This is a genomic window from Serratia sp. TSA_7, assembly GCF_052692135.1.
Genome location: NZ_JBQZFU010000009.1, coordinates 92,433 through 106,159, shown reverse-complemented (window position 1 = coordinate 106,159; position 13,727 = coordinate 92,433). Strand labels below are relative to the sequence as shown.

The 13,727-nt window shown below is 58.5% G+C and carries 11 protein-coding genes; 4 read left to right on the top strand and 7 right to left on the bottom strand.

The window, feature by feature from the left end:
- Positions 1-61: 61 nt before the first annotated feature.
- On the bottom strand, positions 62-1,360 hold the full coding sequence (locus ACUTQW_RS21690) for an MFS transporter (protein WP_004948421.1): 1,299 nt from the start codon (positions 1,358-1,360) through the stop codon (positions 62-64).
- 385 nt (positions 1,361-1,745) lie between these two features.
- Between ACUTQW_RS21690 and uxaC the strand changes: the two genes are divergently transcribed.
- The 3 genes from uxaC (at position 1,746) to ACUTQW_RS21675 (ending at position 5,301) form a co-directional block, all read left to right on the top strand.
- A complete protein-coding gene (gene uxaC, locus ACUTQW_RS21685) occupies positions 1,746-3,158 on the top strand; it encodes a glucuronate isomerase (protein ID WP_004948418.1) in 1,413 nt (470 codons plus the stop codon).
- Between the two features lie 20 nt (positions 3,159-3,178).
- Entirely contained in the window at positions 3,179-4,669 is a 1,491-nt protein-coding gene (locus tag ACUTQW_RS21680) for a UxaA family hydrolase (protein WP_020439855.1), read from the top strand.
- Positions 4,670-4,743: 74 nt separating this feature from the next.
- The gene (locus tag ACUTQW_RS21675) at positions 4,744-5,301 is read left to right on the top strand and encodes a YgjV family protein (RefSeq protein ID WP_006320511.1); all 558 of its coding nucleotides are present in this window, start codon (positions 4,744-4,746) and stop codon (positions 5,299-5,301) included.
- Positions 5,302-5,305: 4 nt separating this feature from the next.
- On the opposite strand, the gene sstT is transcribed toward ACUTQW_RS21675, so the two are convergent.
- From sstT to ACUTQW_RS21650, 5 genes are all read right to left on the bottom strand, one after another.
- Positions 5,306-6,541: a serine/threonine transporter SstT gene (gene sstT, locus ACUTQW_RS21670; RefSeq protein ID WP_004948401.1), complete on the bottom strand. Its 1,236-nt coding sequence runs from the start codon at positions 6,539-6,541 to the stop codon at positions 5,306-5,308.
- Positions 6,542-6,809: 268 nt separating this feature from the next.
- The gene (locus ACUTQW_RS21665) at positions 6,810-7,784 is read right to left on the bottom strand and encodes a TerC family protein (protein WP_006320513.1); all 975 of its coding nucleotides are present in this window, start codon (positions 7,782-7,784) and stop codon (positions 6,810-6,812) included.
- A 257-nt stretch (positions 7,785-8,041) separates the two neighbouring features.
- Positions 8,042-8,773, bottom strand: a complete 732-nt coding sequence (locus ACUTQW_RS21660; protein WP_004948394.1) for a glutamine amidotransferase — start codon at positions 8,771-8,773, stop codon at positions 8,042-8,044.
- A 1-nt stretch (position 8,774) separates the two neighbouring features.
- Positions 8,775-9,755, bottom strand: a complete 981-nt coding sequence (locus ACUTQW_RS21655) for a Gfo/Idh/MocA family protein (protein ID WP_020439853.1) — start codon at positions 9,753-9,755, stop codon at positions 8,775-8,777.
- 100 nt (positions 9,756-9,855) lie between these two features.
- A complete protein-coding gene (locus ACUTQW_RS21650) occupies positions 9,856-10,362 on the bottom strand; it encodes a M48 metallopeptidase family protein (protein WP_004948389.1) in 507 nt (168 codons plus the stop codon).
- A gap of 149 nt (positions 10,363-10,511) precedes the next feature.
- Between ACUTQW_RS21650 and rlmG the strand changes: the two genes are divergently transcribed.
- Positions 10,512-11,651: a 23S rRNA (guanine(1835)-N(2))-methyltransferase RlmG gene (gene rlmG / locus ACUTQW_RS21645; protein ID WP_064799196.1), complete on the top strand. Its 1,140-nt coding sequence runs from the start codon at positions 10,512-10,514 to the stop codon at positions 11,649-11,651.
- Between the two features lie 42 nt (positions 11,652-11,693).
- Here the strand turns inward: rlmG and ACUTQW_RS21640 are convergent, their stop codons facing one another.
- A complete protein-coding gene (locus tag ACUTQW_RS21640; protein ID WP_006328223.1) occupies positions 11,694-13,715 on the bottom strand; it encodes an oxidoreductase in 2,022 nt (673 codons plus the stop codon).
- Positions 13,716-13,727: the final 12 nt, after the last annotated feature.

The window sequence follows — 13,727 nt, the reverse complement described above, 5'->3', positions numbered from 1 at the left end:
ACTTATTCGGCAGGGCTGCCAGTGGCCGCAGGGGACGCCCGGCGCGTAGCCGGGCGGGGGGTTAACTGCGTGCCGGGACAGGCTGTGGAGCCTCTTCCGTGGGGGGTAAGGCCGGCCGGTTTTGCAGGACGGTCCAGATAACGATGGCGCCGAGAATATCGAATACCGACAGCGCGGCGAACAGCGGGCTGAAGCCCAGGGTATCTGCTAACGCGCCGACCACCAGAGCAAACAGGGTGCTGGCGGTCCAGGCCGCCATGCCGGTCAGGCCGTTGGCGGTCGCGACCTCGTTACGGCCAAATACGTCTGAAGACAGGGTGATCAGCGCACCGGACAGCGCCTGGTGAGCAAAGCCTCCGACGCACAGCAGCGCGATGGCGGCGTAGGGGCTGGTGAACAGGCCGATCATACCGGGGCCAATCATCAGCACCGCACCCATCGTGACCACCAGCTTGCGTGAAACGATCAGGTTTACCTTGAAGTGTTTCTGGAAAAACGGCGGCAGATACCCGCCGACGATGCAGCCGAGATCGGCGAACAGCATCGGCATCCAGGCAAACATGGCGATTTCCTTCAGGTTAAAGCCATAGGCTTTGAACATGAATAACGGGATCCAGGCGTTGAAGGTGCCCCAGGCCGGTTCTGCCAGAAAACGCGGCAGAGCGATGCCCCAGAACTGGCGGTTGCGCACGATCTGCCAGGCGGACATTTTCTTGGCGTTGCCGGTCTGGTGTTGCGGTTCCTGGCCCCCGAGAATGTAATCCCGCTCTTCCTGGCTGAGTTTCTTTTGATCTTTCGGGTGCTTGTAGAAGATCAGCCAGCAGATGGCCCAGATAAGGCTCAGCACACCGGTGATAATAAACGCCATTTCCCAGCTGTGGGCGACGATGGCCCAGACGACCAGCGGTGGCGCGATCATCCCGCCGATCGACGAACCCACATTAAAGTACCCTACGGCGATGGAACGCTCTTTGGCCGGGAACCACTCGCTGCTGGCCTTCAGGCCGGCGGGGATCATTGCTGCCTCGGCCATGCCCACGGCGCCGCGCGCCAGCGCCAGCCCGCCCCAACTGTTAGCCAGCGCAGTCCCCATGCAAAACAGCGCCCACAAGACGGCGAACATGGCATAGCCTACCTTGGTGCCCAAGACGTCCAGCACGTATCCCGCCACCGGTTGCATCACGGTGTAGCAGGCGGAATAAGCGGCGACGATGTAAGAATACTGCTGCGTGGTGATATGCAAGGTGCCTTCCAGCGTCGGTGCCGCCACGGCAATGGCGTTGCGGGTCAGGTAACCCAGCACGGTGCCGATGGTCACCAACCCAATCATGTACCAGCGTAACCCTTTAATTTTACGCATCCGAAATATCTCCCAGTCTTGAATATGCGCAGCCGAGGTGGCGGCGTGTAGGGGTGTGATTCCTTTTCGTTGATCTGCATCGGCCCTTCCATCACTGACGCATTCCCAACGCACCAGCGACGGGGTGGCGAGACAATAACTTGTCATACAGATTTAAAAGTTGAGTGATATCACAAAAGCCAAGATTCAATTGGGCAATGCGCTTTGGCCGGTAATTACGTGATTCAGGCCGTCTTTTGCTGCGAAATCACGCGTTAATTGCCTTTTTCGAGGGAAAAAGGCCGCAGGCGGGGGTAAGATTTTGCTGGACGCTTCATGTAATTGGTGTGATAACTTTGTCGTATTGAACACTGTGCCGAACGGTCAGCAAGGTGAGGAGCCTGATATGGCGACGTTTTTAAACGAAGATTTTTTGTTGGGCAGCGAATTTGCCCGGCGTTTGTATCACGACTATGCGGCGGATCAGCCGATCTTTGACTACCACTGTCATTTGCCGCCGGAACAGATCGCCGAGAATACCCGCTTCAAAAACCTATATGACATCTGGTTAAAGGGCGATCACTACAAATGGCGGGCGATGCGCACCAACGGCGTGGCCGAACGTCTGTGCACCGGCGATGCCGGCGACCGCGAGAAATTCGACGCCTGGGCCGCCACAGTGCCACATACCATCGGCAACCCACTGTATCACTGGACTCATCTCGAACTGCGCCGCCCGTTCGGCATCACCGGCACGCTGCTTTCCCCGGCGACGGCGGACGATATCTGGCATCGCGGTAACGCGCTGTTGGCGCAGGACGATTTCAGAGCGCGTGGCATCATGCAGCAGATGAAGGTGAAAATGGTCGGCACCACCGACGATCCGATCGACGATCTGCGCCACCATAAAGCGATTGCCGCCGACGACAGTTTCGATATCAAGGTGCTGCCAAGCTGGCGGCCGGATAAGGCGTTCAATATCGATGCGCCGGGCTTTAACGATTACCTGAAAAAGCTGGAGGCGGCAGCGGATATCAGTATCAGCCGCTTCACCTCGCTGTGCGACGCGCTGAAAAAACGCATGGACCACTTCGCCGCTCACGGCTGCAAAGTGGCCGACCATGCGCTGGACGTGGTGGTGTATGGCGAAGCTAACGAAGCCGAGCTGGACGCCATTCTGGCCCAGCGCCTGAGCGGCAAGCTGCCTGGGCCGGAGCAAAGCGCCCAGTTCAAAAGCGCAGTGCTGCTGTTCCTGGCCGCTGAATATCAACGTCGTGAATGGGTGCAGCAGTATCACATCGGCGCATTGCGCAATAACAACAGCCGGATGCTGGCAAGCGTTGGCCCGGATATCGGCTTCGACTCCATTAACGACCGGCCGCTGGCGGAGCCGCTTTCCCGCCTGCTGGATGCTCAATCCCGGCAGGGAGGATTACCGAAAACCATTCTGTATTGCCTCAACCCGCGCGATAACGAAGTGATCGGCACCATGGTGGGTAATTTCCAGGGCGAGGGCACGCCAGGCAAAATGCAGTTTGGTTCAGGCTGGTGGTTCAACGATCAGAAAGACGGCATGCAACGCCAGATGACGCAGTTGGCACAGCTTGGCCTGCTGAGCCGTTTTGTCGGCATGCTGACCGACAGCCGCAGCTTCTTGTCGTATACCCGCCATGAATATTTCCGGCGCATTCTCTGCCAGATGATAGGTCGCTGGGTGGAGGAGGGGGAAGCGCCGGCGGATATCGCGCTGCTCGGCGAGATGGTGAAAAACATCTGCTTCGACAATGCCAAAAATTATTTCGCCATTGAACTGGCGTAGCCGCTGCCCGAGGTTGGTTTATGCAAAGCATCGTAAAAATTCATTCGCAGGATAATGTGGCGGTGGCGCTGCGCGATCTGGCCGACGGCGAAACGCTGGCGCTGGAAGCGCTGACGATTCGGCTTTCGCAGCCGGTGGCGCGTGGACACAAGTTTGCGCTGCAGCCGATCGCAGCCGGCGAGGCGATCATCAAGTACGGGCTGCCGATCGGCCATGCGCTGGTCGCCATAGCGCCGGGCGTGCACATCCACTCGCAAAATGCCAAAACCAACCTGAGCGATCTGGACAGCTATCAGTACCAGCCGGAATTTCCCGCGCTGCCGCCGCAGGCTGCCGATCGTGAAGTACAGCTCTATCGCCGCAGCAGCGGCGAGGTGGGGATCCGCAACGAACTGTGGATCGTGCCGACCGTCGGCTGCGTCAACGGCATTGCCCGGCAGATCCAGCAGCGTTTTCTGAAGGAAACTCAGGATGCGCAGGGGATCGATGGCGTACATCTGTTCAGCCATCCGTTCGGCTGTTCGCAATTGGGGCAGGATCATGAAAACACCCGAACCATGCTGCAAAATATGGTGCGCCATCCGAATGCCGGCGCGGTGCTGGTGATTGGCCTGGGGTGCGAGAACAATCAGGTAGATGTTTTCCGCAGCACGCTCGGGCCGACGGATGAGCAGCGGGTGCGCTTTATGGTGTGCCAGCAGCAGGACGATGAGGTGGAAGCCGGGCTGGAGCAACTGCATGAGTTGTACCGGGCCATGCGCGACGATCGTCGCCAACCGGGCAAATTGAGCGAATTGAAGTTCGGCCTGGAGTGCGGCGGATCGGACGGGCTGTCCGGCATCACCGCCAACCCGTTGCTGGGGCGGTTTTCCGATTATGTGATCGCCAACGGCGGCACCACGGTGCTGACCGAGGTGCCGGAGATGTTTGGCGCAGAACGGATCCTGATGAGCCGCTGCCGCGATCGGGCGACCTTCGAGAAAACCGTCAGCATGGTCAACGATTTCAAACAGTATTTTATCGCCCATAACCAGCCGATTTATGAAAACCCTTCGCCGGGCAACAAGGCGGGCGGCATTACCACTTTGGAAGAAAAATCCCTTGGTTGCACGCAGAAAGCCGGGCAGAGCCAGGTAGTGGACGTGCTCAAATACGGCGAACGGCTGCGGCAGCCAGGGTTGAACCTGCTCAGCGCACCCGGCAATGACGCGGTGGCGACCAGCGCGCTGGCCGGCGCCGGCTGCCATATGGTGTTGTTCAGTACCGGGCGTGGCACGCCCTACGGTGGCTTTGTTCCCACGGTAAAACTGGCGACCAACAGCGAACTGGCGGCGAAAAAACCGCACTGGATCGATTTCGACGCCGGGCAATTGATCCACGGCACGTCGATGGATCGCCTGCTGGAACAGTTTGTCGATCTGATCGTGGCGATCGCCGATGGCAAAGCGGCGCGCAACGAAGCGAACGATTTCCGCGAGTTGGCGATTTTTAAAAGTGGGGTGACATTGTAAAGCACCGGCAGCGGGAGTAGCATAAAACAGCGTTTCACTTTTAACGCTATTGTCTCCCGCTTCAGGATCCCCTAATGACGTTTTATTGGTTTGCCCAGGCCGTGGGCGTGCTGGCTTTTCTGGTAGGCATCACCAGTTTTTTCAATCGCGACGACCAGCGTTTCAAGCTGCAACTGTCAGGATACAGCCTGATTATCGGCATCCACTTCTTCCTGATGGGGGCGAGCGCCGCCGGCAGCAGCGCGTTGCTCAGCGCCTGCCGCAACCTGGTTTCAATGCGCACTCGCAGCCTGTGGGTGATGTGGCTGTTTATCAGTTTGACGCTGACCATCGGCCTGACGCACTTCCAACACCCCATCGAACTGTTGCCGATCTTCGGTACTTCAATCAGCACCTGGGCACTGTTTCGCACCCGCGGGCTGACGACCCGTTGCGTGATGTGGTGTTCCACCGCCTGCTGGGTCACGCATAACATCTGGCTCGGGTCGATAGGCGGTTCGCTGATAGAAGGCAGCTTCCTGCTGATGAACGGCTTCAACATTATCCGTTTTCGTCGCCTGCAACTGCGCGGCATCGATCCTTTTGCGGTAGAAAAAAAGGCGCCCATTGGGCGCCTTGCTGACGATCGTTAACCGCTTAACGCACGTTCAACGGGTCTTCATCCGCCAGACGTTGATCTTCCGCCTGGCAGGCCGCGGCGGTGAACAGCACGTCGGTGGATGAGTTCAGTGCGGTCTCTGCGGAGTCCTGCAGCACGCCGATGATAAAGCCCACCGCCACGACCTGCATGGCGATATCGTTCGGGATGCCGAACATGTTGCACGCCAGTGGGATCAGTAACAGCGAACCGCCGGCCACGCCGGAAGCGCCGCAGGCGCAGATCGCCGCCACCACGCTCAGCAGCAGCGCGGTCGGGACGTCAACCGGAATGCCCAGAGTGTGCACCGCCGCCAGCGTCAGCACGGTAATGGTGATCGCCGCGCCGGCCATATTGATGGTTGCGCCCAACGGGATAGAAACCGAGTAGGTGTCTTCGTTCAGATTCAGCTTTTTGCACAACTCCATATTCACCGGAATGTTGGCGGCCGAGCTGCGGGTGAAGAACGCGGTCACGCCGCTTTCACGCAGGCAGGCGAACACCAGAGGATAAGGGTTGCGGCGGATTTTCCAGTAAACGATCAGCGGGTTCAGCACCAGCGCGACCAGCAGCATACAGCCGATCAACACCATCAGCAGTTGCGCGTAGCCCCACAGCGCACCGAAGCCGGTTTCCGCCAGCGTCGAAGCCACCAGACCGAAGATGCCGAGCGGCGCACAGCGGATCACCGCTCGCACCACCAAGGTGACCGCATGCGACATGTCGTTAATCAGCGATTTGGTGGTTTCCGAAGCGTGGCGCAGCGCCAGCCCCAGACCAATCGCCCAGGCCAGGATGCCGATATAGTTGGCGTTAATCAGCGCGTGGAATGGGTTGGCGACCACGCTCATCAACAGGCTTTTCAGCACTTCAACAATGCCGCCCGGCGGGTTGATGTCCGCGTTGCCGGCAACCAGCGCCAGATTGGACGGGAACATAAAGCTGACCACCACCGCCACCAGCGCCGCAGCGAAAGTCCCCAGCAGATAGAGGAACAGGATCGGGCGAATATTGGTTTTCTGCCCGTGCTTGTGGTTGGCGATCGAGGCCATGACCAGTACCAGAACCAACAGCGGCGCCACGGCTTTTAACGCGCCGACGAACAGCGCGCCAAGCAGCCCGACGGCGGAGGCCGTCCCCGGTGAAACCAACGCCACGATAATACCGGCCACCAGGCCGACCATAATTTGCTTAACCAGGCTGCCCTGTGTGATCCGTTTTAACAGTTTTTGCATAGTGCTTTTCTTCCCGGTGAGGTTGCGCACAGACTGACTGCCTCGACAGGAACGCTGCCGGGCAATTTTTATTTCTATCTGTAACTAAGTATGTTTGCCAAATCAGTATTCAGTAAACAAAGGGGGTTGGAAAGGGGAGGAAGTGAAATTCTGAGGGCGGATCAACTCTTGATAACATACTGGTTACATTTGTGTGATCGCAATAACGTTTGGCGTTTTGGACGAATTGCCAAACAATCGCGGGGCGGCTAGCGCCCCGGATAACAGATTATGGCGCTTTATTCGCCAGGCGATCGTTGCGGCGGTTAACCCAGGCATTGATCAGCAGCGTTAATGTCAGAATACCGGCTACCACGCCGAGCGAAACGCCGATCGGGATATGGAAGAAGTCGATAATCAGCATCTTGACGCCGATAAACATCAGGATGATCGACAGACCGTATTTCAGCATCGAGAAGCGCTCCGCCACGTTGGCCAGCAGGAAATACATGGCGCGCAGGCCCATGATGGCAAACAGGTTAGAGGTCAGGACGATAAACGGATCGGTAGTAACGGCAAAGATGGCCGGAATGCTGTCGACCGCGAAAATCACGTCGCTCAGTTCCACCAGGATCAATACCAGTACCAGCGGCGTAGCGAACAGCAGCCCGTTGCGGCGCACGAAGAAACGTTCGCCTTCGAGGTTGTCGGTCATGCGCAGATGGCTGCGCAGCCACCTTACCAGAGGTTTGTCGCCAATCGCCGAATCGTCTTCTTTCGCCAGCGCCATCTTGATGCCGGTGAACAGCAGGAAGGCACCGAACAGATACAGCAACCACTGGAACTGAGTCACCAGCCAGCTACCGGCGAAGATCATGATGGTACGCAGCACGATCGCGCCCAATACGCCGAAAATCAGCACGCGTCGTTGCAGGTTAGCCGGAACGGCGAAATAGCTGAACAGCATCAGCCAAACGAAGACGTTATCGACCGCCAGCGCTTTTTCGATCAGGTAACCGGTGAGGAAGGCGAGCGCCTGCGTATCGGCGACGGCGCGCCCGGCGGTTTGGTTCAGGTAGTACCAGAAACCCAGGTTGAACAGCAGGGAAAGGCTGACCCACACCAGCGACCAACTGGCGGCCTGCTTCAGCGTCATGGTATGCGCGCCTTTGCGGCCTTGCAGCAATAAGTCGATTGCGAGCATCACAACTATGATGGCGGCGAAACTGCCCCATAACCAAGGTGTGCCAACGGTATTCATCATCAGAGATATCCTTCAAAAACAAAAACGGCCAACGTCGGAAGACGCCAGCCGCTCTGTGAACGCTGCAAGCAAACCTCGCCTTCCGGCAAGGTCTCACTTACAACGTTGATGAAGGTGCACCTGCAGTGCCCGTCACATCATGTTGCCCGGTAACCGGATGCTTGCGCATCGTAATGACGATTAACCGGCAATGAAGTTACTCCCCTTTGCACCGCAGAAAGTAATGCAAAATGTGTCAGCGGTCAACGTTTATCACGCTAGCCGGCCAAGGCCTTTTGCGCGCCGAGGCTGACGACGAAACCTTGCAGCAATAACCGACTGAAGGGCGTATCGCTAACCTGCTGTTGCTTAAGCCGATACTGCGCTTGCTGCTCGGGGTAAAGTTCGCCGAGCCAGCTCAGGTATTGATGCATCACCGCGCCGTTAAATTCCGGATGGAACTGGGTGGTCAGTACGTGATCGCCATAGCTGAGGATCTGGCAGGCGTCCTGCTGTGAACGCGCCAGCACCTTCGCGCCCACAGGCGGCGTCAGTACGCTCTGCGAGTGGATCAGATTGGCCTTGAAATGCGGCGGCAGCATCGCCAGACGCCGATCGTTGGCAGCGGCAGGCAGCAGTTCAATATCCAGCGTACCGACCTCCATGCCCTGCGGGTGGTAGCCCACTTCACCGCCGAGCGCGTAGGCCAGCAGTTGGTGACCGTAGCAGGCGCCGAAAATCGGCAGCTTGATCTGCATCGCCTGACGCAGCCACTCGGCGGCCTGCTCGCTCCACGGCAATTGTTCGGTGACCATCGCCGCCGACCCGGTAATCACCACGCCGGCGTAGTTTTGCGGAGCCGGCAGCTGTTCGCCTGAGGGAAGGTGCACGATCTGCACGCGATCGGCGTCAATGTTGCCCTGTTGCAGGAACATTTCGTCGAAGTTGGCCTTTTCCCTGCGGATAATCTCCGGCGCATCGCCGGTTTGCATCAACAATAGCGGTTTCATGTCATTCTCCGTCGGCAGGGAATACTACGCCGGTCTGGCGGCGGATTTCGGTCAGCAACTGGGCGACGATCAGCGAGTTTTCCAACCCTGGATGTTCCACCTGCCGTTTTTCAACCAGGTCGGCGAACGCTTGCGCCTCATACAGCATGGTATTGATATGCTGCGGTTGGGTCAGATCCTGACGATTGCCACCGCGCGGCGTCAGCGCCACACCCTGACACTCCGAAATTTTATCAATGACCAGCGTTCCTTCCTCACCCTGGATCTCGCTCGGGATATCCGAATTGCTGACCTTGGAATGAGAAACGGTGACGTCAAAATCCCCGTAGTTGAGGCAGGCGGTGCCATGCGCATCAACGCCGGTGTCCAGCAGCGCGGCGCTGGCGATCACGGATTTTGGTGCGCCAAACAGCGCCACGGCACTGGCCAGGCAATAGTAACCAATGTCCATGATAGAGCCATTGGAGAACTGCGGGTTAAAGGTGTTTGGGTTCTCGCCGGCCAGATAGCGCGGATAGCGCGAAGAATATTGGCAGTAGTTGATAAAGGCTTTGCGCAGCCGGCCGATTTTCGGCAGAGCCTGCTTAAGGGCCAGGAAGTTCGGCAGGTGGGCGCTTTTGAAGGCTTCGAACAGCACCACCTGGTTTTCCCGCGCGCAAGCGACCAGTCGTTCCGCTTCGCGCAGGGTGGAGGCCAGCGGTTTTTCGCAGATCACGTGCTTTTTATGGCTAAGGAACAGCAGCGATTGCTGGCAATGCAGGGAATTGGGGCTGGCGATGTACACCGCATCGATGGCGTCGGATTGGGCCAGCGCCTCCAGGGAATCGAAAAACAGACTGACGTGATAGTTGGCGCCAAACGCTTGCGCCTGCTCGAGCTTGCGCGAATAGATGGCGGTCAGCTTCAGCTTGCCGCTTTCATGTGCGGCGTCGATAAAGCGTTCCGTAATCCAGTTGGTGCCAACGACGGCAAAGCGAATCATAGATATCTCCGGTTCCCAAGCCCTATACCCTATGAATTTCAAGTGCTGCATAGGGTAGAAAGAATCAGATTATCACGGCAATTACCGAAGGCGAATCCCGCTATGCATACAGATCGCCAAATACGGAGAGGTGGGTCAGGTACAGCCGGGTGTCGAATTCCAACTGATGGTAATTCGGCTCCATATGGCAGCAAAGGCTGTAGAAGGCCTTGTTGTGATCCTTCTCTTTCAGGTGCGCCAGTTCATGCACCACGATCATGCGCAGAAACGGCTCCGGCGCCAGCTTGAACACCGTCGCCACGCGGATTTCCGCCTTGGCCTTCAGCTTGCCCCCCTGCACGCGTGAAATGGCGGTGTGCATGCCAAGCGCGTGTTTCATCACCTGTATTTTACCGTCGTAGGCCACTTTGCTCAGCGGCTGGGCGTTGCGCAGATACTGGTTTTTCAGATCGACGGTATACTGATAAAGCGACTTGTCGGTGGTGCAATCATGCACCTGCGGATAGCGCTGCAACAGCACATCCCCCAGCCGCTGCTGGTCGATCAACTGCTGCACCTGGCTTTGCAGATGTTCAGGGTAACCCTGCAGGTAAGTCAGTTCGGACATCATCTTCCCGTATTGGCGGCAATTCAGCGGGCTATTCTATGACGTTTTTTCGCGCAAAGCCCGCAAAGGGCAATTTATCCGAAAAAACATTTTACTGATGGACGTTTTTAGGGGATAAACAGCCCAAATTTTATCAGTCAGGAGGGGCAATGAGCCAACTCGATCTGGGAACACAGCAACTTGAGCTGGAGCGTTATCCCCAACAGGAAGAATCCACCCAATTGCAGGCGTGGGAAGCGGCAGACGAATATCTGCTGCAACAGCTTGAAAATGTAGACATTGGCGGTCGGCCGGTGCTGATTTTCAACGACAACTTCGGCACGCTGGCCTGTGCGCTGCACGGCCATCGGCCTTACAGCATCAGCGATTCCTACATGAGCCAGCTGGCTACGCGCCATAACCTGAAGCTCAACGAGCTGGATCCGGAGCAGGTTACGCTGCTGGATAGCCTCGCCGAACTGCCTGCATCACCGGCAGTGGTGTTGATCCGCATTCCCAAGGCGCTGGCGCTGCTGGAACAGCAACTGCGTTCGCTGCGCAACGTGGTGGCGCCGGACACGGTGATCATCGCCGGAGCCAAGGCGCGCGACGTGCACACTTCAACCATGCAGTTGTTTGAAAAGGTACTGGGGCCGACGCGTACCAGCCTGGCGTGGAAGAAAGCGCGCCTGATCCGCTGCGAAGTGGCGGACATCGTGCCACCGGCGGCGCCGGAAACCACCAACTGGACGCTGGACGGCACCGATTGGCTGATCCACAACCATGCCAACGTGTTCTCACGCGGCAGCCTGGATATTGGCGCTCGTCTGTTCCTGGAAAATCTGCCGCACGATCTGGACGGTCACATTGTCGATCTCGGCTGCGGTAACGGCGTTATTGGCCTGGCCGCGCTGGTGCAGAACCCGCAGGCGCAGATGAGCTTTGTCGATGAGTCCTATATGGCGGTGGCTTCCAGCGAGTTGAACGTGGAGCACAACCTGCCGCAGGAACTGGATCGCTGTCAGTTTGAAGTGAATAACTCGTTGGCGGGGATTGAGCGTGAAAGCGTGCAGGCGGTGCTGTGCAATCCGCCGTTCCACCAGCAACATGCGATCACCGATCATACTGCCTGGCAGATGTTCTGCGACGCCAAGCGTTGCCTGCAGGTGGGCGGCGAGCTGCGCATCGTCGGCAACCGTCATCTGGATTACCACCAGAAGCTGAAGCGTCTGTTTGGTAACTGCACCCTTGTGGCATCCAACAAGAAATTTGTGATCCTGAAAGCGGTGAAATCCGGCGCACGTTATTGAGTCACCGGGGGCGCAATGCATGCGCCCCTTAAGGGTTATTTATTACAGCGCCATCGCCAGCCGCGTGCCCTGATCGATTGCGCGGCGGGCATCCAGCTCGGCGGCTACGTCCGCACCGCCAATCAAATGCACGGTTTTTCCCATCGCCAGCAGTGGCTGCTGCAGTTCGCGGCGTGGCTCCTGCCCGGCGCAGATAATCACCGTATCCACCGGCAGACAGCTTTCCTGCTCTGCGCGCGAGATGTGTAATCCTTCCTCATCAATACGTTGATAGTTCACGCTGTTGAGCATCTTGACGCCGCGCATCAATAGGCTGGCGCGGTGGATCCAACCTGTGGTTTTCCCCAGCCCTTCACCCACCTTGCTGGTTTTGCGCTGCAGCAGATAGATTTGCCGCGGCCCGCGTTCCGCCACCGGCCCTTGCGCCGCCAATCCGCCGCGTTGGCTGAGCTGGCCATCGATACCCCATTCACGGTTAAATTCTGCCTGATCCAGGCTGCTCGACACGCCGTGCTGACTGAGGTACTCGGCGGTGTCGAAGCCGATGCCGCCGGCGCCGATAATCGCCACCCGTTGGCCGACCGGCTTTTTGTCGCGCAATACGTCCAGGTAGGTTAGCACCTTGGCGTTATCAATCCCTGGAATTGCCGGCGTGCGCGGCACAATGCCGCAGGCGAGGATCACTTCGTCGAATTCCGCCAGATCGGCGGCTTCTACCTGCGTACCCAGTTTCACCGTCACCTCAAGCAGTGCCAGCTGGCGGCGGAAATAGCGCAGGGTTTCGTGGAATTCTTCTTTACCGGGGATCTGCTTGGCGATATTGAACTGCCCGCCAATCTGATCGGCGGCATCGAACAGCGTCACCCGGTGGCCGCGGCTGGCGGCGGTGGTGGCAAACGCCAATCCGGCCGGCCCGGCGCCGATCACCGCCAACTTTTTCGGCTTTTCGGCCATGGTCAGCGGCATTTCGGTTTCGCGGCAGGCGCGCGGGTTCACCAGGCAGGAGGTGAGCTTGCCTTCAAAAATCTGATCGAGACAGGCCTGATTGCAGCCAATGCAGGTGTTTATCTCGTCGGCGCGCCCTTCGGCGGCCTTTTGCACAAAAGCGGCATCGGCCAGGAACGGGCGGGCCATCGACACCATGTCGGCGCAGCCGTCCGCCAACACCTGTTCTGCAACCGCCGGGTCATTGATGCGGTTGGTGGTGATCAGCGGAATGCGCACTTTGCCCATCAGCTTGCGGGTCACCCAACTGAAACCGGCGCGCGGCACCATGGTGGCGATAGTCGGGATCCGCGCCTCATGCCAGCCGATGCCGGTGTTGATCAGGGTCGCGCCCGCCTGTTCGATCGCCAGCGCCAGCTGTTCGATCTCCTGCCAGCTGGAGCCGTCTTCCACCAGATCGAGCATCGACAGGCGGTAAATCAAAATGAACTCGCGGCCAACCGCCTGACGCACCGCCCGGACGATCTCCACGGCAAAACGCATGCGGTTGCTGAAACTGCCTCCCCATGTGTCCTCGCGCTGGTTGGTGCGCGCCACCAGGAATTGGTTGATCAAATAGCCTTCCGAACCCATCACTTCTACGCCGTCGTAGCCGGCCTGCTGAGCCAGCAGTGCACAGTGGGCAAAGTCGGCGATGGTCTGTTCGATCTCCGCCTCGCTCAGCGCGGTCGGGGCGAAAGGGTTGATCGGCGCCTGCAGCGCGGACGGCGCCACCGGCTGCGGTTGATAGCTGTAGCGGCCGGCATGCAGGATCTGCAACGCAATTTTGCCCCCGGCCTGGTGGACGGCGTCGGTGACGATCCGGTGATGATCGACCTGATCCCGGCGGCTGAGAGTGGAACCGCCGCGATACACCACGCCTTTTTCATTGGGGGCGATGCCTCCGGTCACGATCAGCGCCACACCGGCCGCTGCGCGTTCGGCATAGAAAGCGGCCATGCGTTCCGGGCCATCGGGAAGTTCTTCCAGGCCGGTGTGCATCGATCCCATCAGCACCCGGTTTTTCAGGGTGGTGAAGCCGAGATCCAGCGGTGCCAGCAGGTGCGGGTAATTGCTCATTGCAGTCTCCAT

Excerpts from the sequence above, each read along its gene's own strand:
- ACUTQW_RS21690 (WP_004948421.1), bottom strand. The coding sequence starts at position 1,360 with ATGCGTAAAATTAAAGGGTTACGCTGGTACATGATTGGGTTGGTGACC.
- uxaC (WP_004948418.1), top strand. The coding sequence starts at position 1,746 with ATGGCGACGTTTTTAAACGAAGATTTTTTGTTGGGCAGCGAATTTGCC.
- ACUTQW_RS21680 (WP_020439855.1), top strand. The coding sequence starts at position 3,179 with ATGCAAAGCATCGTAAAAATTCATTCGCAGGATAATGTGGCGGTGGCG.
- ACUTQW_RS21675 (WP_006320511.1), top strand. The coding sequence starts at position 4,744 with ATGACGTTTTATTGGTTTGCCCAGGCCGTGGGCGTGCTGGCTTTTCTG.
- sstT (WP_004948401.1), bottom strand. The coding sequence starts at position 6,541 with ATGCAAAAACTGTTAAAACGGATCACACAGGGCAGCCTGGTTAAGCAA.
- ACUTQW_RS21665 (WP_006320513.1), bottom strand. The coding sequence starts at position 7,784 with ATGATGAATACCGTTGGCACACCTTGGTTATGGGGCAGTTTCGCCGCC.
- ACUTQW_RS21660 (WP_004948394.1), bottom strand. The coding sequence starts at position 8,773 with ATGAAACCGCTATTGTTGATGCAAACCGGCGATGCGCCGGAGATTATC.
- ACUTQW_RS21655 (WP_020439853.1), bottom strand. The coding sequence starts at position 9,755 with ATGATTCGCTTTGCCGTCGTTGGCACCAACTGGATTACGGAACGCTTT.
- ACUTQW_RS21650 (WP_004948389.1), bottom strand. The coding sequence starts at position 10,362 with ATGTCCGAACTGACTTACCTGCAGGGTTACCCTGAACATCTGCAAAGC.
- rlmG (WP_064799196.1), top strand. The coding sequence starts at position 10,512 with ATGAGCCAACTCGATCTGGGAACACAGCAACTTGAGCTGGAGCGTTAT.
- ACUTQW_RS21640 (WP_006328223.1), bottom strand. The coding sequence starts at position 13,715 with ATGAGCAATTACCCGCACCTGCTGGCACCGCTGGATCTCGGCTTCACC.